The organism is Halorubellus salinus, assembly GCF_020567525.1.
Classification (GTDB): domain Archaea; phylum Halobacteriota; class Halobacteria; order Halobacteriales; family Natrialbaceae; genus Halorubellus; species Halorubellus salinus.
Genome location: NZ_JAJCVI010000004.1, coordinates 551,116 through 572,010 on the forward strand (window position 1 = coordinate 551,116; position 20,895 = coordinate 572,010).

Sequence of the window (20,895 nt, forward strand, 5' to 3'; positions counted from 1 at the left end):
ACTTAAGCGGTATGTCCGCCCGTCCCACGCCCGACAGCACCGATACGTCGACCGCAGAACCGACTGCAGAACTGTCGTCGCTCCCGCGGTACAAGCGTCTCCGACGCTGGAACGCCGTCATGGCAGTCCTCCACTTCGTCCAGGGGGCCGCGATGGTCGCCATCGCCGAATCGGTCCAGTGGCCGCTCACGTACACGCGGTACGAACTGAACCCCGCAACCGACGCCATCGCCCCGGCGAGCGCCCTCTGGACGGAGATAACGCTCCCCCTCCTCGTCGCCGGGTTCCTCCTCCTCTCCGCGCTCGCCCACGCTCTCATCGCGACCGTCCTCTACGACCGCTACGTCGCGTACCTCGACCGCGGCATGAACCCCTACCGGTGGTACGAGTACGCCGTGAGCGCGTCGCTCATGATCGTCGTCATCGGGATGCTCGCCGGCATCTGGGACGTCGGCACGCTCGCCGCGCTCTTCGGGCTCGTCGCCGTGATGAACCTCTGCGGGCTCGCGATGGAACGCCACAACCAGACCACCGACCGTACCGACTGGACGACGTACCTCATCGGGACGCTCGCCGGCATCGTCCCGTGGGTCGTCATCGGCATCGCACTCGGCGGCTCGATCGTCGCGAGCAACGGCCAGGTCCCCGACTTCGTCATCGCGATCTACGTCTCGATCTTCGTGTTCTTCAACCTCTTCGGCATCAACATGATCCTCCAGTACCGCGAGACCTGGAAGTGGGAGGACTACCTGTTCGGCGAGCGCACGTACATCGTGCTCAGCCTCGTCGCGAAGTCGCTGCTCGCGTGGCAGGTGTACTTCGGCACCGTGAACTCCCCGATCTGAGCGCGGCACGCGCGACCCCACCTCCGGCTGTACCTTTACCCTTCTCGCGGTCCAACGCTCACGGGTGACGTCGTCGACGTACACCTGCCAGTGCGGTGCGCGCCTCCGGTACAGGCAGGACATGGAGCGGCGGCCGGGTGGCCGGCACGCGAACTGGGTGTGCGGCGACTGCGGGCTCCCCGTCCCGGGGGGCGTCGCACAGCGACTCCGGCACCAGCACCCGTCCTGAGTCGACCCGTCGCGGGACGCCACGTCCGGCCACGCTCGCGCAGGGGCTCGAAGCCCAGAACTATTGCGGTCGAGACGGTTAGGGTACGGTATCTTGGCGCCAGTCCAGTTCCAGACGCGTATGTGCCGCGCGAACGCCCCGTCGACGCGGCCGCCAGCGAGGACGATGCGATGACCGACGAGAACAAGGGCGTCGTCGGGCGACGAGCCGTGCTCGCGGCAGCCGCGACCACCGGGGCGACGTCGCTCGCAGGCTGTGGATTCCTCGACGCCGGCGACGACGGCGAGAGCACGACCGTTGACGACGACCGGGCTCGCGACCTCGCAGCGCAGTTCACGCCGACGCTCGTCTTCGACCGCCGCGAGCGCTGGTTCCCGACCGACCCCCGCCAGTTCGAGTCCGAGCGCGACGGCGACACGGTCGTCGACGGGTTCGACGCGCTCAACGGCTACGTCGCCGCCGGCGGGCACGCCGACCCGCCCGAGCCGCGCGTATTCTACAACGTCCGCGAGTACGCCGACTCGCCGCTCGCGGTCGTCCAGTACTGGTTCTACTCGGCGTTCGACCAGTTCACGACGAACTTCCACTGGCACGACTGGGAGCTCCTCCAGGTCTTCGTCGACACGGACACCGAGGAGCCCCAGTTGTACGTCGCGAGCTCGCACTCGCGGAAGGTCCCGAACAACGAGTTCCTCGACCCCGACCGGCGTCCGCGCGTGCTCTCCGAGCTCGGCTCGCACTCCAGCGGCCTGTCCGTGAACGCCGACGAGGAGCGCTTCCAGCGGTTCCCCATCGAGGACGACGTCGCCGACGTCACGAACAGCGTCATCGACAGCGTCGAGGACGCTGCCGCCATCCCGCTTGCGTACGGCCTGCCGCGCGACGAAGGGTTCGCGCTTCCCTTCGCGGTCCCGGAACTCGACGGGACGCCCGTCTACGACCACGAACGCCTCCCGGACGTGACCGGATCGGACTTCGTTCCCGACGACGTCACGATCCGGTCCTTCGACGCGCTCGATTCGCCGCCCGAGGACCTGCCGGCGCGCGAGAACGGCCTCGTCTTCGAGCACGAGGCCCGCGACGACGGGAGCGCGGACGAGACGTACGACCTCGTCCCCACGGCCGAACTGGAGTACATCGACGACCACGTCGGCCCGCAGTTGAGCTTCGAGTTCGCGGTCCCGCAGTTCGCCGAGGACGCCATCGCGAGCCACATCACGACCACGGGCGTCCCCTGGCAGGACCCGCGGTACGAGAACCCGGCGAACGACATCACCGAACCCCGGCACCGTGGCGCGCTCGCGAAGCGCTACGACGCCATCGGCGAGCCCTCGCCCGCGAACCAGGTCGTCGCGTTCGTCACGAACGCGGTGAGTGCCCCGGACGCGCCCGACGGCGACGGCGTGACGACCGAGGCGACGGGAACCGAGGCGGTGGCGCTCCTCGAGAGCGACCCCGAGGCGGTCCCGACGTTCCGCGGGGTCGCAGCCGTCCAGGACGTCCCCGACGGCGACCACACGCTCACCGTGAACGGCGCGGGCGTCGCTCCCCACAGCGAGCCCGTCTCGACGGGTGGCGGGTCGGCGGCCGACGACGAGGACGGCGAGACGACGGACGGCGACGGGACGACGACGGTGGCGGGCGTCGACGGCGAGATCCCGCTCGTCGCACGCGAGAACGCCGTGAAGCTCGACGTCGACGGCCGCGACGTCGACCGCGACCTCTCGCGAGTGGCCGTCAGTGACGACTTCGGCGGCCGGCTCTACGACGCCCCCATCGACGAGCGCGACGGCCTCTACGTCCACCGCGACGGCGCGTTCACGACCGAGGTCCGCGACAGCGACGACGAGGTCGGTGCGTTCCGCGTCAACCCTGCTGCCAGTTCAGCGTCCGGGTCCGGGAGCGAGTCCGACGACGACGACGGCGATACGGACGACGACGGTCGGGACCGCGTCGTCGTCGAGAACCCGACCACGGGGAAGACGCCGCTCGCGACGTACGTCGCCGACGTCGCTGCAGAGACCCAGGCGCAGGTCGAGGCCGTCGACACCGAGGACGCCGAGGGTCGCGCGAACTCCGTGGACGGCCTCGAGCAAGCGCTCGCCGCGGTCGTCGACGCCGCCGAACGCGCCGCCGACCGCGCCCGCGACGGCGACCGCGAGAACGCCGACCGGCAACTCGAGACCGTCGTCGAGCGACTCCAGCGCGTCGCCGAGCGACTCGCGGAAGCGAGCGACGCCATCCCCGACGACCTCGGGCTCGCGACCGACAAACGCCTCCAGCAAGTGCGCGAACGCACCGCGCAAGCGCAGGACGCAGAGAAGCTCTGAGCGGCCCCGAACGCATCGCTCCGCACACGCACGTCGTCGGCGAAGCCGACGTCGAGCAGGGGTGGCGCGGCGCTTAACCCGATAGCACGCCAACGAGAGAACGTGCAGCAGTACGTGTTCTACGGCGGGAAAGGCGGTGTCGGGAAGACGACCGCTGCGGCAGCGACCGCGCTGGCGGCCGCCGAACGCGGGGAGCGAACGCTCGTCGTCTCCACGGACCCCGCGCACTCGCTCGCGGACGCGTACGACCTCGAGCCCGATACCGGGCGACGGCGCGTCGCGGACGACCTCTGGATGGAGGAGGTCGGCCCGGAATCCGGGGAGCGAGCGTACCGGATGGTGCTGTCGACGGTCGCGTCGGAACTCCGCTCCGCCGGCATCAGGCTCGACGACGACGAGATAGAGCGGTTGTTCGCGGCCGGTATCGCACCGGGGAGCGACGAACTCGCCGCGCTCGAGTGCATCGCGGGGACGCTCGACGAGGACTTCGACCGCGTCGTCGTCGACACCGCACCGACGGGGCACACGCTCCGACTCCTCGACCTCCCGGACGTCCTCCGGGAGACGCTCGCCGCGACGTCGTCGCTCCGCGGGCAGGTCCGGCGACTCGTCGACGGCGCGCGAAGCGCCGTCTTCGGCCCGGCGTACTACGCGTTCGGCCGGGGCGGCGACGACGCGGACGAGGAATCGCTGTCGGCGCTCGCCGACCGCATGGCGACCGTCCGCGACCTCGTCCGGGCACCCGACCGCGCGGAGTTCCGCGTCGTCACGACGCCCGAACCGATGGCGGTCGCCGAGACCCGCCGGTTCGTCGAGGAGCTCGCCGCCGACGACGTCCCCGTCCAGACGCTCGTCGTCAACCGGATCCTCCGGGACGTCGACGCCGACTGCGACCGCTGCCGCGCACGCGCCAGCCAGCACGCCGACCAGTTGCGGGCACTCCGCGACGCGTTCCCCGACCGGACCGTCGTCGAACTTCCCGAGTTCGACGCCGACACCGACCAGCGAACCGCACTCGAGGACCTCGGAACGCGGCTCCTCGGCGACCGCTGACGAGGGCGACCCGGGTGGCCTCGCCGCCCGGTCGCGACACCAACACGTCCGGCCCCCACCGGTCGCGACACCAACACGCCCGGCCGCCGCCGGTCGCGACATCAACACGTCCGGACCCCGTAACAGTCCGTCAAGCGACGGGCGGTCGATGGTCAGGTTCTCGCCTGCATCCCGGAACTACGGTTTTTCGGGGCGCGCCCGATACATCAGTATGGCCGAATCTTCAGTCCCCGAGGAACGAACCGACGAGACGACGACGTGGCCGGAACTCGCCATCGGTCTCTACGACCGCCTGACCGGTCGGAACGCAGAGATTCACTACGAGTTCGAGGACATGCACGTCGACGTCCCGAGCAAGGTCGGCGAGGACGCGGACTCGGCGCGGTGGCGGCTCGACGGCAAGGTCGTCATCACCACGCGCGAACGTGAATAGCGATTCGCGGACCGTCCCGCTCACCGTCGACGCCGACCTCGACGTCGAAGTGAACGGTGACCCGGTCGCGGTCACGTCGACCGAGGATCGCGTGTTCCTCGAGTTCCCGTCCGTTCTCGCGTTCGTTCGCGCGGCAAGGCGTCCACCCGCGGTCGACTACCGCCCCATCGACGCCGTCCTGCGGGCGAGCGACCTCGCCGTCGAGGTCCGCGTCCGGCATCGGACCGTCGCGGCGCTCGGTGCCGACACCCGCCCGAGCCTGCTCCTCCGCCGGCTCGGTATCGACCCCATGGAGCTCCGGCTCGCGGGCGCGTTCTCGGCGGTCGGCGCGGGACTCGCCGCGGTCCTCGGCCGAGCCCGCGACGCCGTGAGCGGACTGCGCTGACGGCTCCGTGCGACGAACGCACGTTCGCCGGGCGCGACCCGCTCAGGCACGCCCGCGGAACGAACGCTCGAACGCCGGACCTCGTCCAACCGAACGGCCCCGTCCAACCGAACACCCTTCCGACGACGGCCCGTAGTGAGAGTGATGCGTGTCCTCGTCGTCGGCGCGACCGGATTCGTCGGTGGTCGACTCGTCGAAGCACTCCAGTCCGCCGGCCACGACGTCGTCGCGTTCTCCCGGAGCGCGAGCGAGTCGGCGTTCCCCGAGGGCGTCGAGACGTTCGAGGGCGACCTCGGCGACCCGGCGACGCTAGAGGGACTCTGCGACGACATCGACGTCGCGTACTACCTGATACACTCGCTCACCGCGAAGAACTTCGCGGAACTCGACCGGACGTACGCCCGCCGGTTCCGGGAGCAAGCGTCCGCCGCCGGCGTCGACAGAGTCGTCTACTTGAGTGGTATCAGCGGCGACGAACGGAACCTCTCGCCGCACCTCGCGTCCCGTCGAGAGGTCGAATCGGTGCTCGAATCCGGCGATTTCGACCTGACCGTCCTCCGCGCAGCGATCATCATCGGCGCAGGGAGCGCGAGCTTCCGGATCGTCGACGACCTCACCGACCGACTGCCCGTGATGACGGTCCCGAAGTGGGTGCGGACGCCGTGTCAACCGATCGGTATCGACGACGCCGTCGCCTACCTCGTCGGCGTCCTCGACGTCGACGAGACCCGCAACGGCATCTACGACATCGGCGCACCGACCGTCTGGTCGTACGAGTCCCTGCTGCAGTTGACCGCCAAGGAGAAAGGCAAACGCATACTGATCGTGCCGGTGCCGGTGATGTCGCCGGGGCTGTCCTCGCACTGGCTTCGGCTGACGACGGACGTCCAGTACGCGATCGCGCGTCCGCTCGTCGAGAGCATGCGGAATCCGGTGACGGTCGCGCCCGACCGCGACCTCCAGCGCGTCGTCCCCATCGACCAGACGCCGGTCGACGAAGCGATCCGGCGTGCGCTCGCCGACACCTGATCAGGCGTCGGTCCTCCCGTCTCGAACGGGTATCTCTCGAACCTCCCTGAGGTCCTCCAGGTGCGCTGCCGCGTCCGCGGTCAGCGGGAACGTCCCGTCCAGGTCCGCGATCGTCCGGCCGTGAAGCACTCGACCGAAGACGCCGCCACCGGTGGCGTACGCTCGCCGCAGGCCCTCGACGACCGAGTCGGCGACACCCGTCCGAGCGACGATCCGCTCGACGGCCGCCTCGCCGACGTACACGGCGTCGTCCTCGACGAGGAGGAACGCGAACGGTCGGTCGTCGAACTGTGCCTCCAGGAACGCCTGGACCGCTGGCGAATCCCAGCGGACGGCACGGACGTCGTCAGACCGACTGGTCGCCGCCTCTGCGGCGGCGCGGAACAGCGAGCGACTGCCGTCGTAGACGAGGAGCGAGCGTCTCACACGACGCCTAGCCGCTTCGGGGGTTTGAGTGTTTCCGGTCGCCTCGTGGCCCTCCTCGTCGACTCGAGCGTCGCGTTCGAGCGGTCCCCGGTCCGGGGGCGACGGTCCGTTCAGCGGGACGGGACGGTGGCGGGTCCCTCGACGAGCCCCGGATGGTCCTCGAGGACGGCGGCGGCGGCGTGCTCGCCGCTGACGAGACACATCGGCATCCCGATGCCCGGCGTCGTGTACGCGCCGGTGTAGTAGAGGCCGTCCACGTCCGCGCGATGCCCCGGCCGCAGCGGGCCAGTCTGGAACACGGTGTGAGCCAGTCCGAGGGCGGTCCCGCCGGGGTCGCCGTAGTACTCCGCGAACTCGCTGACGCAGGCCGATTCCTCGACGACGATACGGTCGCGCAGCTCGACGCCCGCGTTCTCCGCGAGGTCGTCGAGCACCGACTCGCGGAAGCGAGCCCGGGCCTCCGGGTCGTCGTCGAGCCCGGGAGCGATCGGGACGAGGACGACGACGGCGTGGTGGCCGTCGGGCGCCACGGTCGGGTCGGTCTTCGACGTGACCGAGAGGTAGTACGCCGGGTCCTCGGGCCACCGCGGGTCCTCGAAGATGGACTCGAAGTGGGGGTCCCAGTCGGTCGGGAAGACCAGCGTATGGTGCGCCAGCTGGTCCAGCTCCCCTTCGACGCCGAGGTAGAGCATGAGCGCGGAAGGCCCGTAGGTCTGGGCGTCCCAGTAGCCGTCGTCGTGCCCGCGGGCTTCGGGGTCGAGCAACTCGCGCTCGGTGTACGCCGGGTTCGCGTTGCTGACGACGAGGTCCGTCTCTCGCTCGCCGGCGTCGGTCGAGAGCGTGAACCCGCCAGCCGACCCCGTGATGCGCTCGACAGCGACGTCGGTCTCGATGGTCACTCCCTGTTCTCGACAGAGCGCAGCCAGCGCCTCGACGACCCCGGCGATTCCGCCCTCGGGGTAGAAGACGCCGAGGTTCAGGTCGACGTGGCTCATGATGCTGTACAGCGCTGGCGTGTTGTGGGGGGCCCCGCCCAGGAAGACCAGCGTGTACTCCAGCAACTGCCGGAGTTTCGGGTGCTGGACGTACCGCTCGACGTAGTCGTCCATGTTCCCGAGCAGCCGCAAGCGAGGGAGGAGCGGCAGGAGGTCGGTGTCCACGTAGTCACGGAGCCCCTCGCGGCCCTCGTACACCACGCGGTCCATCGCCAGGTCGTAGTTCCGCTCGGCGGTCGCGAGGTACCGGTCGAGCGCCTCGGCGGCACCGTCCTCGTAGGACTCGAACACCTCGCCGACCTGTCGACGGTCGGGTCGGATGGTCGCGGCGTCGCCGTCCTTCCAGTGGACCCGGTACTGTGGGTCCAGGCGCTCCAGCTCGTAGTAGTCGCCTGGTTCCCGGTCGAAGTGTGCGAAGAACCGCTCGAAGACGTCCGGCATCAGGTACCACGACGGACCGGTGTCGAAGCGGAACCCGTCGCGTTCGAGGACGCCCGCGTGACCGCCGACTCGCTCGTGCTGTTCGAGCAGTCGCACGTCGGCACCTGCTCGCGCGAGGTAGGCGGCCGCCGAGAGGCCACCGAACCCGCCCCCGACGACGGTCACTGTCGGATCTGCAGCGAAGCCGTTCCCCATAGCGGTCGTTCGGGATGGCACCGGTTTCAGCGTGCCCCGCGCTCCCAGGTCGCTGGATTCGGAGGCGCGCTTAAAACCGGTCCGTCCGTAGGTCGAAGGCGATGAGCGCGCTCACGCAGGGGTTCCTCGACCGATGGCACCGTCGCTCGGACGTGCATCCGTCGCTGCCGCTCTCCCGGGTCGCCCTCGCGGTCCTCGCGGTCGCGTTCCTCGTGGCGCGGACCGCGGGCCTCCGCGTCCCGTTGCGCGCCCAGATGGTCGTCTACCTCGTCGGGATGGTGGCGCTGAACCTCCCGCACGGCGGCTACGAGCACTTCGAGAACCTCAGACGGCGTCGCCCCAGCTTCCGCTTCCGGTACGTCGGCCTGTACCTGGGTGCGATCGCCGCCTTCGTGGGGCTGTTGCTGGCCGCGCCCGTCGCTGGCCTGGTGCTCGCGCTGGTCGTCGCCATGGCCAAGGGCGGTCTCGGCGGCCTGAAGGTCCTGGACGCGACGAGCGGGACCGAGCACCTTCGCTCGCGACCGCAGCGATACCTCGCGGCGGCGGTCCGGGGCGGCGCCGTCATGCTCGTCCCCATCGTCTTCTGGCCGGACACCTTCCACGCGTTCAGCTCGCTGATGGTCGGCCTCGTCGACCCGGGGGCGCTGGCGCCGTACGCCCGGCACTTCGACGTCACGCGTGTCCTCGTGGGAGTCGGCTACGGCGGGGCACTGCTCGTCCACGTCACGCTCGGGTACCTTCGCGGCGGCGGGCGGTCCTGGCTCGTCGACGCCGGCGAGTCAACGCTCCTGGCCGGCTTCTTCGCTGCAGTCCCCGTGCTCGTGGCGGTGGGACTGTACTTCCCGTTCTGGTACTCGGCCAGGCAGGTCGCTCGGACGCAGACCGTCGGGACCGACCCCGTCGACGAGGAGGGCTGGGACCTGCTCGGGGCGGGTGACGCCTCGACCGTGGCACTACGGGCCTGGGGGGTGCTTGTCGCTGGCGCGCTGGCGACGTTCGCCGTGCTGGCGGTCGTGTACTGGGTCGTTCCGAACCCGCTCGCGGGCGGCAGCCTCCTCCCGGGCGCGGTCGCGTTCTGGAGCATCTTCATCAGCATCGTGGCACTCCCGCACGTCGTGGTCGGCTCGATCCTGGACGACGAGCGAGGCATCTGGTACGTGCCCTGAACGTCCCCTCCTCGACCGGACAGCGACCGGTCATCCAGCAACGCGCCGCGACCGCCAGCCGAAGGCGCACGCCCACCGGGACGACCAGGGCGGACGACGCTCGTCGCCGCGAGAGAAGACTGAGAGTACCTGACAGGAGCCGCGGGGAACTCCCCCGACCGGTCGGGGTCGTACGTCGACCGGTCACGTGGCGATCCGGGCGCGTGAACGGATGGCCTCGGTACTCATAGGGCTCGTCGTCGCGCGGGTGCCACCCCGGCTCGGCCCGGTGGGGTCGTCATCGGCCGGTCGAGGCTACCGGCGCGTGGGTCTTGAGGATTCCCTTCGCTCGGTCGGTCGCGTAGCGACGTCCTCAGACGCCGTCCTGCATGGCCTGGTTCTGGTCGTCGTTGAGGTTCCGCATGCGGTTGGTGTCGGTGGTGGAGAACTGGCGCTTGCAGCGCTCGGTCCAGGGGACGTCGCCGTGCGGGGTCGGGGCGTCGCCGGTCGTCGGTCGCGAGTCGCCGCTGGCCGGTTGCGGGTTCTCGGCGTTCGCGGAGAAGTCGGTGGTCGTCGCGTCGGTGTGCGTGCTGGCGGTCGTCGGGTCGTCGTACGTGGCGTCGGTTCGAGTGCTCATGTGGGGTTCGGGGTGGGTGGTGTGGTGTTTCGGGTGCGGTCCGGCGTGGTGATGCGTGCGGCGGCGAGGTGTACTGCGTTCATCGTGTCCCTACAACCACACCGGTCTATAATAAAAGTTCATGTTGGTGCCATCGTTGCCGCCGGGCATCTCGCCGCAACCACCCCAGGGACCCGCCAGCGTCGACCCACTCAGTGCTCGGCGACCGCCCGCACCGGACAGCCGTCGCCGCCTTCGATGGGGAGCGGGTACGCGTGCAGGACGAACGAGTCGGGGACGGCCACGAGGTCGGCGAGGTTCTCCACGATGAACTGGTCTTCGGCGAACAGCGCGTCGTGCGCCGGATACCCCTCCGGTTCGTCATCGCGCTCCCGGTCGGGGACCGCGCTCGGCGTCGGGTCCGGACTGAACCCCTCGACGCCGACCGAGCAGTCGCGCTCGGCGCACCACGCTGCGGCGTCCCCCGTCAGGTAGGGGTGGTCGCGGTAGCGGTCGGTCCCCCAGTGCTCGCTCCACCCGGTCGCGAACGCGAGCAGGTCCGCGTCCGCCGCCACGCCCTCGTCGGGGAGGTCCGCGACCGTGATGGGGTCGCGAGCGCCGTGACCGGTGCAGTCCACCAGGGTGGCGTCGAACCGGAAGTCGTCGACGTCGAACGCGTCCAGGCATCGTGCGCCCTCGCGCATGTGGCACGGCGCGTCGACGTGCGTCCCGGCGTGCGTCTGGAGCGTCAGGACGTGCGCGCGAGCGCCGTCCGCCGCGACCGACGTCGTCCGCTCGAACTCGACCGGCGTCGTCCCGGGATACACCGGCATCCCGTCGGCGACACTGTGAGTCAGATCCGTGAGCGTCATGCCGCCACGAACGCCCACCGGCGAGAAAGCGATGGTGGTTCCAGTACCCGTCCGAGGACGCCCACTGCGACCTCAGTCGCTCGCGAACTCCGGGTCGGGATGCCGGACGATGTGGACGTCGTAGCGGGCGTCGTCGGCGACGGTCCCGCCGATGCTCGCGAGCGGGCGCGTCACCTTCCCCGCGTTCTGACTGCCGACGAACACCACGCGCGCCGCGACCTCCGCGGCGACCTCCTTGATGCTGCGGACGACGACCATCGTCGTGTCCGCGGTCGGCTCCGTGTTCTCGACGAACGCCGCGCGAACGTCCGCGTTCGGCGCCACGTCCCGGATCTCTTGGGTGAGCTTGCGCTCGATCACGCCCACGTCGAACGTGTCCTCGGGCTCCAACCACGCGTGCCGGTGGGCGTACCCGGGTTCGTCGGGGATGACGACGAGCGCGAGCAGGTCGTCGTCGGTGTACTCGGCGAACGTCTGGGCGCGCGAGAGCGCCGTCTTCGAGAGCGCAGAGCCGTCGTAGGGAACGAGTATCGTCACACCTGATGGGAGGCACGCGGCGACCAAGAAGGTATCTCCGAACGAACAGTAACTCGCGGTATCGGGGTCGCGGCATCGCGCTCACGCGACCGCTCTCGCGGCATCGCGCTCACGGGACGGCCGTGCTCTCACTCGTTCTCGACGCGCTCGCGTGCTGCTGCGACGAGCAACGGGAGCGTGATGGTGGCGTCGGCGTACACGCTCGCGTTCCGCGCGGCCTTCTCGAGCTTCCCCCACGACCGCGCCTCGTCGAGCGTCGCGCCCGACAGCCCGCCCGTGTGGGGTGGGTCCATCGTGAGCTGGACGGCGTAATCGTACGCGTCCGGCGACACGAGCATCGTCTGCAGGACGAAGTTCTTCGGGACGCCGCCGCCGACGACGAACGCACCCGCGCTCTCGGCGTCGAACGCCAGGTCCGTCAGCGGCCCCATGTCGCCGGTCGCGTCGAGCTGGAAGTCCGTGACCTGCGTGTACATCCACGCCTGCAGGCCCAGGACCGAATCCTGGACCGCGGGACAGTACACGGGGACGTCGTGCTCGTAGCACGCGGCCGCGAGTCCCGGGTCCTCCTCGATGCCCTCGCGTTCGTTCACCTCGGCGTTCGCGCGCCCGAGCTCCTCGCAGAGCCGCGCGATCGTCACCGTCTCCTCGATCTCCGGGAACACCTCGTCGCGGAGGTGGCTCTCGAACAGCGCGAAGTGCTCCTGGGGGAGGTAGACGTTGTAGATCCGGTCGACCTCCTCGTCCCGGAGCTGTTCGTCGTGCTCGCGCGCGGACTTCCCCGGGCAGTGGTCGGCACCGTGATGATGCTTCCCGCCGATGGCCTCGATGGCGTCGTGCGTGAGGTTCGCGCCGGTCGTCACGAGCACGTCCACGTAGCCGTCCCGGACGAGGTCGCTGACGACCTGGCGCATCCCCGTCGGCACCATCGCGCCCGCGAGCCCCATGAACACCGTCGTGTCCTCGTCGCCGAACATCTCCGCGGTCACGTCCACGGCCTCGCTGACGTCCGCCGCCCCGATGCCCGCGTGCCCGTACTCGTCGACGAGCTCGCCGACGGTCATCCCACCGCGGACGTCCGCGTGCCCGATCGGGTCGTGATGGAACGTCTCGCGCTCCGGTTCGGGGTGTCCTTCGTGGTCGCCGTGCTCGTCGTGTGCGTCGTCGCCATCGTGAGCGCCAGCGTCGTCGTGGGCGTCGTCGTTGGTCATGTCCGCGAGTGCGACGGCCAGCCGTTTGAACGACTCGGAATCGGGGCCGACCCCGGTTGGAGGACGGTGGTCGCCGTGGCGTCAGCCGCGGCCGCCGGCGAGCGCGCTCGCGGCCGGCGACCGGCCGAGCGCGAGCATCGCGGCGGTCCCGGCGAGCGGCCCGACGACGAGCGGGAGGAACGCCCACTGCCAGCCGACGGCGTCGGCGACCGTCGCGGTCAACTGGATGCTCGCGGTCGTCAACAGGAACCCGACGGCGGTCTGGAGCGTGAGCGCGCTCCCGACGTAACTCGGGTCCGCGAGCTCGCTGACGGCGGCGGAGAACTGCGCGCTGTCCGCGACGACCGTGACGCCCCAGACGAGGAGGAACGGGACGAGGACGACGACCGACGCGCCGAAGACGACGGCGGCGAGCACCGAGCACGCGCCGCTGATCGTCATGCTCGCTGCGGTGAGTCTGGTGCGGCCGATGCGGTCCGCGATACGGCCGGCGACGCCGGCGCCGAGCCCGCCGGCGGCGATGGTCGCGAACGCGAGCACGGCCGCCGCGTCGCCACCGATGTCGGCCGCCCAGCCCGCGGCGAGGTACGCGGGGATCCACGTCCAGACGGCGTACAGCTCCCACATGTGCCCGAAGTACCCGACGTTCGCGAGCATCGTCGGCCGGTCGGTCGCGACCCGCCAGATGGCGCCGGGGTCGAACGGGGCGGCGGGCGCCTGGTACGGGCCGGGTTCGACGAACAGCGCGAGGACGCCGCCGACGAGCGCGAGCGCGCTCGCGCCGTAGAGGACGAGCCGCGGATTCCCGACGCCGCCGACGGCGCGCAGGAGGTGCGGGGCCGCGGACCCGACGGCGAGCGCGCCGACGAGCACGCCGATGGCGAACCCGCGGCCCTCCTCGAACCAGCCTGCGACGAGCTTCATCCCTGGCGGGTAGACGCCGGCGAGCGCCGCACCCGTCAGGAACCGGAGCGCGACCGCGGGTAGCAGCGAGTCCACGGCGAACGCGATGAGTGCGGTCGCGAGCGCGCCGACCGCCGTCGACGCCGCGAACAGGTACCGCGGCCGCACCACGTCCGAGACCGTCAACGCCGCCGACGCGAGCGCGCCCGCGACGAACCCGAGCTGGACGGCGTTCGTCAACCACGCCGTCTCGGCGGGCGTGAGCCCCCAGAGGTCGGCGAGCTCCGGGCCGACCGCGCTCGCGGAGAACCACAGGGTCATCGCGAGGAGCTCAGCGACCGACAGCACCGCGAGCATCCGCCACTTCCGATCCATCGACACACCGTTCCCTCGCACGCGACTTAAACGCGGAGCCCGCTGGCGGGCGACGTGCACGAACGCCGTCCGCGGTAAGGGTCCGCGGTCAGGCGTCGCCGCCGGCGCCCGTGGTCGATACCGCCCCGGAGAGCTCGCGCTGGGGCGCGGGCAGACTGATGCCCGCCTCGTCGAACCGCGTCTTGATGGCGGTGGTGAGGTCCGAGCGGATGCGCACGAAGTCGTTCCGCGCGGGGTCCGCGATCCAGAAGCGCGCGTCGAGCACGACCGCGTCGTCACCGAGTTCCGCGAGGCGGACCGTCGGGCCGGGTCGGTCGACGACGTCGTCGTTCGCGAGCACCTCCTCGATGATGATGGACTCCGCGCGCTCGATGTCGTCCTCGTACCCGATGCCGAACGTCGTCGACACCCGCAGGCGGTCCTTCGCCGCCGGGTTCGTGACGGCGTTCGCCGTGAGCTCCGAGTTCGGGACGACGACGAGCTCGTTGTCGAACGTGTGGATGCGCGTCACGCGGAAGCTGATGTCCTCGATGATGCCCTCGTTGTCCTTCCAGCGGATCCAGTCGCCGATGTTGTAGGTGGGGTCGAGGACGATGAACGCGCCGCTGACGAGGTTCCCGAGGACGTCCTTGCTCGCGAACCCGACCGCGACGGTGGCGCCGGCCGTGATGGCTTCGGTGGCGGCGAGGAAGCTCGCGAGCCCGGAGACGGTGACGCCCGCGAACAACGCGAACCCGCTGAACGCCGCCCAGAGCAGTTTCCCGAGCGGGAGCGTGATGGCGTCGTCGACGTCGAGCGCGCGCAGGCCGCGTTTGACGCCGGGGACGAGGAGGTAGCGCGCGGGGAGGTAGATGCTCGCGGTGACGACCGCGAGGACGAGCGCGTCCTGGGAGACGGCGACGAGTTCGCCGATGAGGGTGTCGATGGTCCGCGGTTGCGCCATGTGTCGGCTGTCCGTGCGCGGACGAGGACCTTGAGTGTGGGGGACTCGCTGGCCGACGCCGTCGTTCGCCGGTCCATCGCACTCGAACGCGCCGGTCGCGGAGGGCGGTGGCCTTCGGGGAGTGGGTCGCGGCGGTCGAAACGCACACGGCACTGGGGCGTCACGGGTCGCGTAATGACGCTTGGTGAGACTGAGGCGGACGAGCTCGCGTACGAGCTGGCGCAGACCGAGTTCGACGCGGTCGAACGTGACGGGCTGCGAGCGGCGTGGTCGGCGGACGGGACGGTGGTGACGGTGTCCGAGCTCGACAACGGCGACGAGATGGCGTACGACGCGGAGGACCTGGTACGGGCGACGAGCGACCGCGAGGTCTCGCACGCGCGGAACGAACCCGAGGTGTAGTCCGCAACCGGACTGGGGACGGTGGCGTCGGTCGACGGGGTGAGTCGCTCAGATGCCGGTGGGGACGTCGAAGAACGTCGTCTCGACGGGTTCGTCCCAGTCGTCGACGAGCGACTGGAGGGATTGGACGCCGAATGTCTCGGTTGCGTAGTGGCCGGCGAGGACGACGGTGAGGTCGACCTCGCGGGCCTCGTGGTACGTCTTCTGTTTCGCTTCGCCGGTGACGAGGACGTCGACGTCCTTGCGCGCGGCTTCGTCGACGTAGTCGCTGCCGTCGCCGGTGACGATGGCGACGTCCCGGAGTTCGTCGGGGCCGTGGTCGAGGACCTGGATTGGCTGCCCGCCCGTGGAGAGGTCGCTGGCGAGTGCGTCGCGGAGGGCGTCGCTCGTCGTCGCGTCGGGGAGTCGACCGCGGGTGCCGGCGTACTCGGGGCCGACCGCGCCGAACGGCTCTCTCGCGTCGAGGCCGAGGACGTCGGCGACGCCCGCGGCGTTCCCGAGTTCCTGGTGACCGTCGAGCGGGAGGTGCGAAACGTACAGCGCGACGTCGTTCTCGATCAGCGGCGCGATGCGGTCGTGCGCGCGCTCGGTGACGCGCTCGATGCCACCCCAGGAGACGCCGTGATGGCTGACCAGCACGTCAGCGCCCCAGTCCGCCGCCAGCTCGACGGTCTCGCGGACGCCGTCCGTGCAGAACGCGACGCGCTCCACGTCGCCCTCGCGCGGCCCGACCTGGAGGCCGTTCGCGCTCGCGTCCAGGGCCGCGTAGTCACTCGTCCGGAGCTCGTCGTCGAGCCGGTCGCAGAACGTCGACAGTCGCATACCCGAGCGTGCGCTCGCCGGGGCCTTCAGACCGCTGGTTCTCGCGCCGAGCGTCGACGACGACGGGTCCCGGCGGGCGATTCAGCCGCCGGAGACGGGCGGGAACAGCGCGAGTTCGTCGCCCTCGCCGACGGGTTCGTCGAGGCCGTCGCCGGCGTCGAATACGTTCGCGCCGTTCTTCAGGACGTTCACGTCCGCGACGACGTCGCCGTCGGCGTCGAGCACGCGCTCGCGGAGCGCGTCGTGCTCGGCGAGCAGCACGTCGAGCGCCTCCCCGACCGTCCGGGGGTCGCCGACCGCGACGGTCTCCGCGCCGGCGCGCTCCCGGAGGTCCGCGAACAGCTTCCAGTGCACGACCGGGAGTCCGTCGCGCTCGCTGAAGTCGATTTCGGACGGCCCCACCGAAGGCGGCGTCAGTCGTCGGCGCTGTCGACGGACGCGTCGGTCACGGCGTCGACGGGCGCGGTCACGTTCGCGGCCGCGGTCTCGAACGCGCGGAGGGCGTCCGGGCGGGCGACGACGTACAGCGTCGCCCCGACCTCGATGGGGGTGTCTCGCGCCGGGATCGGGGTGACGCCCCGGTCGGGGCGGCGGATGGCGGCGACGGTGACGTCGAGCGCGCCGACGACCGACCCCTGGAGCGGGCTGTCCGCGTCCACGACCACCGCGCCCATCGTCTCGTCCGCGGCCCGGAGGAGCGCCGCGAACTCGCGCTCGACGGCGGGCGCGCTCGGGAGCGTCGCGAGCCGGTACGCGACGTCGTCCGCGAGCGCCGCGGCGTCGTCCGCGTCCAGCACGAGCGTCACGACGTCGTCGACCGCAGCGCGAACCTCCGCGTTCGCGACGCGCTCGGGCTCGCCGTCCGCACTCCTCGCCCACACCTGCACCACGTCGCCCGCGCTCGCGGCGTTCGCCGGGTCCGCTTGCACCGCTATCGCCGCCGCACCAGGGGCGAGCGTCGGCCCGAGCCCCGCCTCGCGCGCACCGACCGCGAGGTACGTCACGTCGCCGTCGGCGGTCACCGCCACGTCGACGTGCCCGACGCCGTAGTCGTCCTCGAGGCGCGCGCGGATGCGGTCCTCGAGTTCGCCGACGGTGACGCGCCGCGGGAACACGAACCGCTCGCCCGCGAACGCCTCCTTCGTCTCCACCGGCACCGGGTCGTACCCGTCGATGTCGTCGACGTCCTCCGGGAGCGTCACCGCGAGCACGCGCCCACCGGCACGCACCACCTGCGCGAGCTCGCGGTCGAACCGCGCCGACGCCCCCTCGCTGAACGCGCGCGCCGCACCCCGGTCACCGACGCGCCGCCCGAGGTCCGCGACGATCGCGCTCGCCGTGAACGTCGTCACCGCCCGCGCCGCCTCCCACTCGTCGATGCCACCGCCGCCACCACTATCGAGCACCTGCTTCAGCGTCTGCTCGGTGTTCAACACGAGCGCCACCGCGGTCAACCCCAGCAGGAGCGCGATACCCTCCGGAACGCGCTCCCGACCCCACCACCGGTAGACCACCGCAACGACGAGACTCACGCCGCCAGCGAGCGCCGAGAGCGTCCCGACCTCGACGGCGACAGCCACCAGCGAATGCGAGCTCACGCGACCACCTCTTGACGGGACGGCAAGCGTACTCGCGTTCGCTCGCTGCGCTCGCTCACGCGACCACCTCCACGAACGCATCGAGTGCATCCGTCCGGCCGACCACGAACACCTCGTCGCCCGCCCCGAGCGCGACGTCGCCCCGCGGCGAGAACCGCCAGCGGCTCTCCGCGCTCTCGCCGCCGCGCTTCTTCGCGGTCGCGCTCTGCGTCGACTCGCGGACCGCGAGGATCGCGACGCCGTACGCGTCCCGGACGCCCGCCTCGCCGATCGTCGTCCCGTCGAGCGGGCCGTCCGCGCGCACCGTGACGCGCCGGAAGCGGTTCCCGGCGCGCCGCAGGAGCGACACGAGCTCGAACTCGCGGTGCGTGCCCCGCGAGCAGACGCGAACGCGAGCACGGTCCGCGCGCAAGAGCGCCGTCGCCTCCCCGCGGTCCACCGCGAGCGTGACGCGCCCCTCGCCGCCGTCCGTCGTCGGCGCCGCAACCGGCGCCGCGGGAGCCGCCTCGTCAGTCCCGCCGTCCGTCACCACGTCCTCGTCCGGTGACACCACCGGCGGCCGTGGCTCCGGCGGGTCGTCGCCCGTCGTCTCCGCCGACAGCACCGTCGCACGCACCGACGCGTCCCCGGTCGTCGCCACCACCTCGTCGCCGCGAGCGACTCCCGTCGGAAGCAACGCCGTGACGGAGACCGCGCGCTTGCCCTTCGGGACCGACCGAGAGAGCGTCCCCGTCGGCGGCGCCGCCGACACCGACGCCCGCCCGCCCGAATCGACGGTCACCGAGACGTCCGCGAGGTCGAACTCCGTCCGCAGGCGGTCCGCGAGCCGCGACTCGAGCTCCGAGAGCGGGAGGTCGCCCGGGAACGACCACGTCGACTCCGCGATCTTCCCGCGGAGGTCCGCGGGCAGCGGCGGATACCCCTCCACGTCGCCGACCGCGCCCGTCACCGTCACCGTGACGCCACCGAAGACGTCGAGGACGTCCGCCGACAGCGTCCGCTCGCGGAGCCGACGGAGCGAGAACCGCTTCGGGAGCGCCACCCCGAGCTTGTCGCCCTGACTGTGCGCGTACAGCGACAACATCATCACGACGATGATCGCCGTCAGGACGCGCGGCGAACTCGCGACAGCCGGGTCCAGCAGCCCCATGAGGCCGCCGTTGATGCCGGCGATGGCGACCGCGAGCACGACGACCCCGAGCCCGGGGAGCGTGACGCCAGTGAGGTACTTGAACGCGAACCCGAGCATCCCCGAGACGAACGCCGGGACGATCCCCGTCAGGAGACCGAGGTAGATGCCGAAGAGGAACTCGACGGGAAGCGAAGCCATACCCGTCGGGGACACGCCCCTCAGTGAAATGGGTGTCGCCGGACGCCGTCGCTCGGAACGACGCAGTCGACCAGAGCCGAGAGCGTTAAGTCGACCCAGCGTGCACGCCGGGGCATGGACTGGCGATTCCGGCCGACTGGCGTCGGCGCGACCGCAGCGCTCGTCAGCGCCGTCGCCGCCCTCTCCGTCGCGACCGGACTCGTGAACATCACGAGCCCGACGGCCGGTCCACTCGCCGCGTACGTCCCGAGCGGCGTCCAGCAAGCCGCCGGGTTCAGCGGAACCCTCACCGGGTTCGTGCTCCTCGTGTCCGCCGCATCGATGCGGCGCGCGCTCTACGTCTCGTGGCTCTCAGCGGTCGTTCTCCTCCCCGTCACGGCCGCACAAGGCCTCATCCAGTCGAGCGTGTTCTCCATCCCGCTCGTCGCACTCTCCGTCGTCGCGACCAGCGTCTGCTTGTGGAACCGCGAGCGCTTCGACCGCGAGGTCGCACTCACGAACTCCCAGATAGCAGCCGGGCTCGCGCTCGTCGGCGCGCAGATATACGGGACCGTCGGCACGTGGGCGCTCCGCGACGAGTTCCCGCGGGTCGAGTCGCTCGCGGACGCGTTCTACTTCACCGTCGTCACCGCGAGCACCGTCGGGTACGGCGACATCACCCCGCAGTCGACCATCGGCGAACTGTTCGCCGTGTCCGTGCTCATCGTCGGCGTGACGAGCTTCACGGCCGCACTCGGCGCGCTGTTCGCACCACTCCTGGAAGCCCGCTTCGAGACCGCACTTGGACGCATGAACGAATCAGAACTGGAACTCCTCGAGGACCACGTCGTCGTCCTCGGATTCGGCGACCTGACCGAACCGATACTGACCGAACTCGCAGACGCGAAGGTCGACTTCGTCGTCGTCGCGAAACCCGACAACGACTCGATTCCCGAGTTGAAGGAGCGCGACGTCCCGCTCGTCGTCGCGGACCCGAGCGACGAGGAACCACTCGTTCGCGTACACATCGACCGGGCGCGAGCAGTCGTCGCGGCGACGAACGACGACGCGAACGACGCGCTCGCCATCCTCACCGCGCGCGAACTCCGCCCGGACGTGAACATCGTCGCGGCCGCGACCGACCGCGAGAACGTCGACAAACTCAAGCGAGCGGGCGCGGACACCGTCATCAGTCCCGCACTCATCGGCGGGCACCTCCTCGTCGAGTCCGCGCTCGGGAGCACGGACTCCGAGATCATCGCCGACCGCCTCGTCGACGGCCCGCTCGCCACGTCGAACGACCACGGCGAGTGAGATCGCTGGCCGTCGACGAGGTCAGGCGAGGACGTTCCTGGCCGCCAGGCCGGCGTCCTCGACGTTCCGGAGCGCCATCCGATCGGTCGTGAAGATGACGCCGTGGTCGCCGACGATGACGCGCCCGACGAGCCCGTCCTCGAACACGCGAACGGTGAGTTCGTACTCGCCGAACGCCGGTTCGACGTCGTGGCTGTCCGCGTACTCGCCGTACGCGGCTGCGGACTCGAACCCGAGGCGTTCGTTCTCCACGAACCACGCCTGGAGCGCGTCCCGGCCGCCGACCGACCGGTCGACGTCGCTACGGAGATAGCACGCCGCCCAATCGTCGCGGTCGAAGCGGACGACGCTCCGGAGGCCGTCGCCGAGGGCAGTTCGGATGGCCGAGACCAGTTTCTCGTCGAGAGTCGCGTGCGAAGACATGCCACGTCTAGGGCGCGTGTGAGCTTGAACGTAGCGGTGGAATCGCAATCAAGCGCCGTCGTGT

23 protein-coding genes are annotated in these 20,895 nt (G+C 70.8%); 10 read left to right on the forward strand and 13 right to left on the reverse strand.

All coding sequences use genetic code 11. The features are described from left to right. The first annotated feature begins 11 nt into the window (after positions 1–11). The 7 genes from heR to LI336_RS14090 all read left to right on the forward strand — a co-directional run bounded on the left by heR (position 12) and on the right by LI336_RS14090 (position 6,304). On the forward strand, positions 12–845 hold the full coding sequence (gene heR / locus LI336_RS14060; RefSeq protein WP_227133761.1) for a heliorhodopsin HeR: 834 nt from the start codon (positions 12–14) through the stop codon (positions 843–845). Between the two features lie 64 nt (positions 846–909). Continuing rightward, positions 910–1,074: a hypothetical protein gene (locus LI336_RS14065; protein ID WP_227133762.1), complete on the forward strand. Its 165-nt coding sequence runs from the start codon at positions 910–912 to the stop codon at positions 1,072–1,074. A gap of 170 nt (positions 1,075–1,244) precedes the next feature. Next, a complete protein-coding gene (locus LI336_RS14070; RefSeq protein ID WP_227133800.1) occupies positions 1,245–3,404 on the forward strand; it encodes a hypothetical protein in 2,160 nt (719 codons plus the stop codon). Positions 3,405–3,506: 102 nt separating this feature from the next. Then, positions 3,507–4,457, forward strand: a complete 951-nt coding sequence (locus tag LI336_RS14075) for an ArsA family ATPase (protein WP_227133763.1) — start codon at positions 3,507–3,509, stop codon at positions 4,455–4,457. A gap of 211 nt (positions 4,458–4,668) precedes the next feature. Then, positions 4,669–4,890, forward strand: coding sequence for a hypothetical protein (locus LI336_RS14080; protein ID WP_227133764.1), 222 nt, complete (start codon positions 4,669–4,671; stop codon positions 4,888–4,890). Then, positions 4,883–5,275 (forward strand): hypothetical protein, encoded by a 393-nt coding sequence (locus tag LI336_RS14085; protein WP_227133765.1) that lies wholly within the window; start codon positions 4,883–4,885, stop codon positions 5,273–5,275. The genes LI336_RS14080 and LI336_RS14085 overlap by 8 nt, the downstream gene beginning before the upstream one ends. Before the next feature lie 144 nt (positions 5,276–5,419). Then, positions 5,420–6,304 (forward strand): NAD(P)H-binding protein, encoded by an 885-nt coding sequence (locus LI336_RS14090; protein ID WP_227133766.1) that lies wholly within the window; start codon positions 5,420–5,422, stop codon positions 6,302–6,304. Here LI336_RS14090 and LI336_RS14095 read toward each other — a convergent pair whose 3' ends face one another. Next, entirely contained in the window at positions 6,305–6,730 is a 426-nt protein-coding gene (locus LI336_RS14095) for a hypothetical protein (protein WP_227133767.1), read from the reverse strand. It abuts the gene before it with no gap. A 110-nt stretch (positions 6,731–6,840) separates the two neighbouring features. Then, entirely contained in the window at positions 6,841–8,361 is a 1,521-nt protein-coding gene (crtID, locus tag LI336_RS14100) for a bifunctional phytoene desaturase/3,4-desaturase (RefSeq protein WP_227133768.1), read from the reverse strand. A gap of 101 nt (positions 8,362–8,462) precedes the next feature. Between crtID and LI336_RS14105 the strand changes: the two genes are divergently transcribed. After that, complete coding sequence (locus LI336_RS14105; RefSeq protein ID WP_227133769.1) at positions 8,463–9,527, forward strand: Brp/Blh family beta-carotene 15,15'-dioxygenase; 1,065 nt, start codon at positions 8,463–8,465, stop codon at positions 9,525–9,527. A gap of 352 nt (positions 9,528–9,879) precedes the next feature. On the opposite strand, the gene LI336_RS14110 is transcribed toward LI336_RS14105, so the two are convergent. The 6 genes from LI336_RS14110 to LI336_RS14135 form a co-directional block, all read right to left on the reverse strand. Further along, entirely contained in the window at positions 9,880–10,143 is a 264-nt protein-coding gene (locus LI336_RS14110) for a hypothetical protein (protein WP_227133770.1), read from the reverse strand. A gap of 191 nt (positions 10,144–10,334) precedes the next feature. Next, positions 10,335–10,994: a cyclase family protein gene (locus tag LI336_RS14115; RefSeq protein WP_227133771.1), complete on the reverse strand. Its 660-nt coding sequence runs from the start codon at positions 10,992–10,994 to the stop codon at positions 10,335–10,337. 72 nt (positions 10,995–11,066) lie between these two features. Beyond that, positions 11,067–11,531, reverse strand: coding sequence for a universal stress protein (locus LI336_RS14120; protein WP_227133772.1), 465 nt, complete (start codon positions 11,529–11,531; stop codon positions 11,067–11,069). Between the two features lie 128 nt (positions 11,532–11,659). Further along, positions 11,660–12,742, reverse strand: a complete 1,083-nt coding sequence (locus LI336_RS14125) for a deoxyhypusine synthase (protein ID WP_227133773.1) — start codon at positions 12,740–12,742, stop codon at positions 11,660–11,662. An 81-nt stretch (positions 12,743–12,823) separates the two neighbouring features. Next, the gene (locus LI336_RS14130; protein WP_227133774.1) at positions 12,824–14,020 is read right to left on the reverse strand and encodes an MFS transporter; all 1,197 of its coding nucleotides are present in this window, start codon (positions 14,018–14,020) and stop codon (positions 12,824–12,826) included. A gap of 88 nt (positions 14,021–14,108) precedes the next feature. Beyond that, entirely contained in the window at positions 14,109–14,963 is an 855-nt protein-coding gene (locus LI336_RS14135) for a mechanosensitive ion channel family protein (protein WP_227133775.1), read from the reverse strand. A 174-nt stretch (positions 14,964–15,137) separates the two neighbouring features. On the opposite strand from LI336_RS14135, the gene LI336_RS14140 reads away from it, so the two are divergent. Beyond that, positions 15,138–15,365 (forward strand): hypothetical protein, encoded by a 228-nt coding sequence (locus LI336_RS14140; RefSeq protein WP_227133776.1) that lies wholly within the window; start codon positions 15,138–15,140, stop codon positions 15,363–15,365. A gap of 48 nt (positions 15,366–15,413) precedes the next feature. On the opposite strand, the gene LI336_RS14145 is transcribed toward LI336_RS14140, so the two are convergent. The 4 genes from LI336_RS14145 to LI336_RS14160 form a co-directional block, all read right to left on the reverse strand. Further along, entirely contained in the window at positions 15,414–16,187 is a 774-nt protein-coding gene (locus tag LI336_RS14145; protein ID WP_227133777.1) for a Nif3-like dinuclear metal center hexameric protein, read from the reverse strand. Between the two features lie 81 nt (positions 16,188–16,268). After that, complete coding sequence (locus LI336_RS14150; protein WP_227133801.1) at positions 16,269–16,541, reverse strand: ubiquitin-like small modifier protein 1; 273 nt, start codon at positions 16,539–16,541, stop codon at positions 16,269–16,271. A gap of 59 nt (positions 16,542–16,600) precedes the next feature. Then, positions 16,601–17,785 (reverse strand): TrkA C-terminal domain-containing protein, encoded by a 1,185-nt coding sequence (locus LI336_RS20430; RefSeq protein ID WP_227133778.1) that lies wholly within the window; start codon positions 17,783–17,785, stop codon positions 16,601–16,603. 55 nt (positions 17,786–17,840) lie between these two features. Next, positions 17,841–19,115: a potassium channel family protein gene (locus LI336_RS14160; protein WP_227133779.1), complete on the reverse strand. Its 1,275-nt coding sequence runs from the start codon at positions 19,113–19,115 to the stop codon at positions 17,841–17,843. A 114-nt stretch (positions 19,116–19,229) separates the two neighbouring features. On the opposite strand from LI336_RS14160, the gene LI336_RS14165 reads away from it, so the two are divergent. Then, positions 19,230–20,408: an NAD-binding protein gene (locus tag LI336_RS14165; protein ID WP_227133780.1), complete on the forward strand. Its 1,179-nt coding sequence runs from the start codon at positions 19,230–19,232 to the stop codon at positions 20,406–20,408. 21 nt (positions 20,409–20,429) lie between these two features. Here LI336_RS14165 and LI336_RS14170 read toward each other — a convergent pair whose 3' ends face one another. Beyond that, positions 20,430–20,831 (reverse strand): DUF7522 family protein, encoded by a 402-nt coding sequence (locus tag LI336_RS14170; RefSeq protein WP_227133781.1) that lies wholly within the window; start codon positions 20,829–20,831, stop codon positions 20,430–20,432. Between the last annotated feature and the right edge of the window lie 64 nt (positions 20,832–20,895).

What these genes read in the sequence shown, in the direction of transcription:
- LI336_RS14105 (WP_227133769.1), top strand. Translation starts at nt 8,463, where the DNA reads ATGAGCGCGCTCACGCAGGGGTTCCTCGACCGATGGCACCGTCGCTCG.
- LI336_RS14165 (WP_227133780.1), top strand. Translation starts at nt 19,230, where the DNA reads ATGGACTGGCGATTCCGGCCGACTGGCGTCGGCGCGACCGCAGCGCTC.
- LI336_RS14130 (WP_227133774.1), bottom strand. Translation starts at nt 14,020, where the DNA reads ATGGATCGGAAGTGGCGGATGCTCGCGGTGCTGTCGGTCGCTGAGCTC.
- LI336_RS14145 (WP_227133777.1), bottom strand. Translation starts at nt 16,187, where the DNA reads ATGCGACTGTCGACGTTCTGCGACCGGCTCGACGACGAGCTCCGGACG.
- LI336_RS14125 (WP_227133773.1), bottom strand. Translation starts at nt 12,742, where the DNA reads ATGACCAACGACGACGCCCACGACGACGCTGGCGCTCACGATGGCGAC.
- LI336_RS14090 (WP_227133766.1), top strand. Translation starts at nt 5,420, where the DNA reads ATGCGTGTCCTCGTCGTCGGCGCGACCGGATTCGTCGGTGGTCGACTC.
- crtID (WP_227133768.1), bottom strand. Translation starts at nt 8,361, where the DNA reads ATGGGGAACGGCTTCGCTGCAGATCCGACAGTGACCGTCGTCGGGGGC.
- LI336_RS14115 (WP_227133771.1), bottom strand. Translation starts at nt 10,994, where the DNA reads ATGACGCTCACGGATCTGACTCACAGTGTCGCCGACGGGATGCCGGTG.
- LI336_RS14140 (WP_227133776.1), top strand. Translation starts at nt 15,138, where the DNA reads ATGACGCTTGGTGAGACTGAGGCGGACGAGCTCGCGTACGAGCTGGCG.
- LI336_RS14080 (WP_227133764.1), top strand. Translation starts at nt 4,669, where the DNA reads ATGGCCGAATCTTCAGTCCCCGAGGAACGAACCGACGAGACGACGACG.
- LI336_RS14135 (WP_227133775.1), bottom strand. Translation starts at nt 14,963, where the DNA reads ATGGCGCAACCGCGGACCATCGACACCCTCATCGGCGAACTCGTCGCC.
- LI336_RS14110 (WP_227133770.1), bottom strand. Translation starts at nt 10,143, where the DNA reads ATGAGCACTCGAACCGACGCCACGTACGACGACCCGACGACCGCCAGC.
- heR (WP_227133761.1), top strand. Translation starts at nt 12, where the DNA reads ATGTCCGCCCGTCCCACGCCCGACAGCACCGATACGTCGACCGCAGAA.
- LI336_RS14170 (WP_227133781.1), bottom strand. Translation starts at nt 20,831, where the DNA reads ATGTCTTCGCACGCGACTCTCGACGAGAAACTGGTCTCGGCCATCCGA.
- LI336_RS14160 (WP_227133779.1), bottom strand. Translation starts at nt 19,115, where the DNA reads ATGGCTTCGCTTCCCGTCGAGTTCCTCTTCGGCATCTACCTCGGTCTC.
- LI336_RS14070 (WP_227133800.1), top strand. Translation starts at nt 1,245, where the DNA reads ATGACCGACGAGAACAAGGGCGTCGTCGGGCGACGAGCCGTGCTCGCG.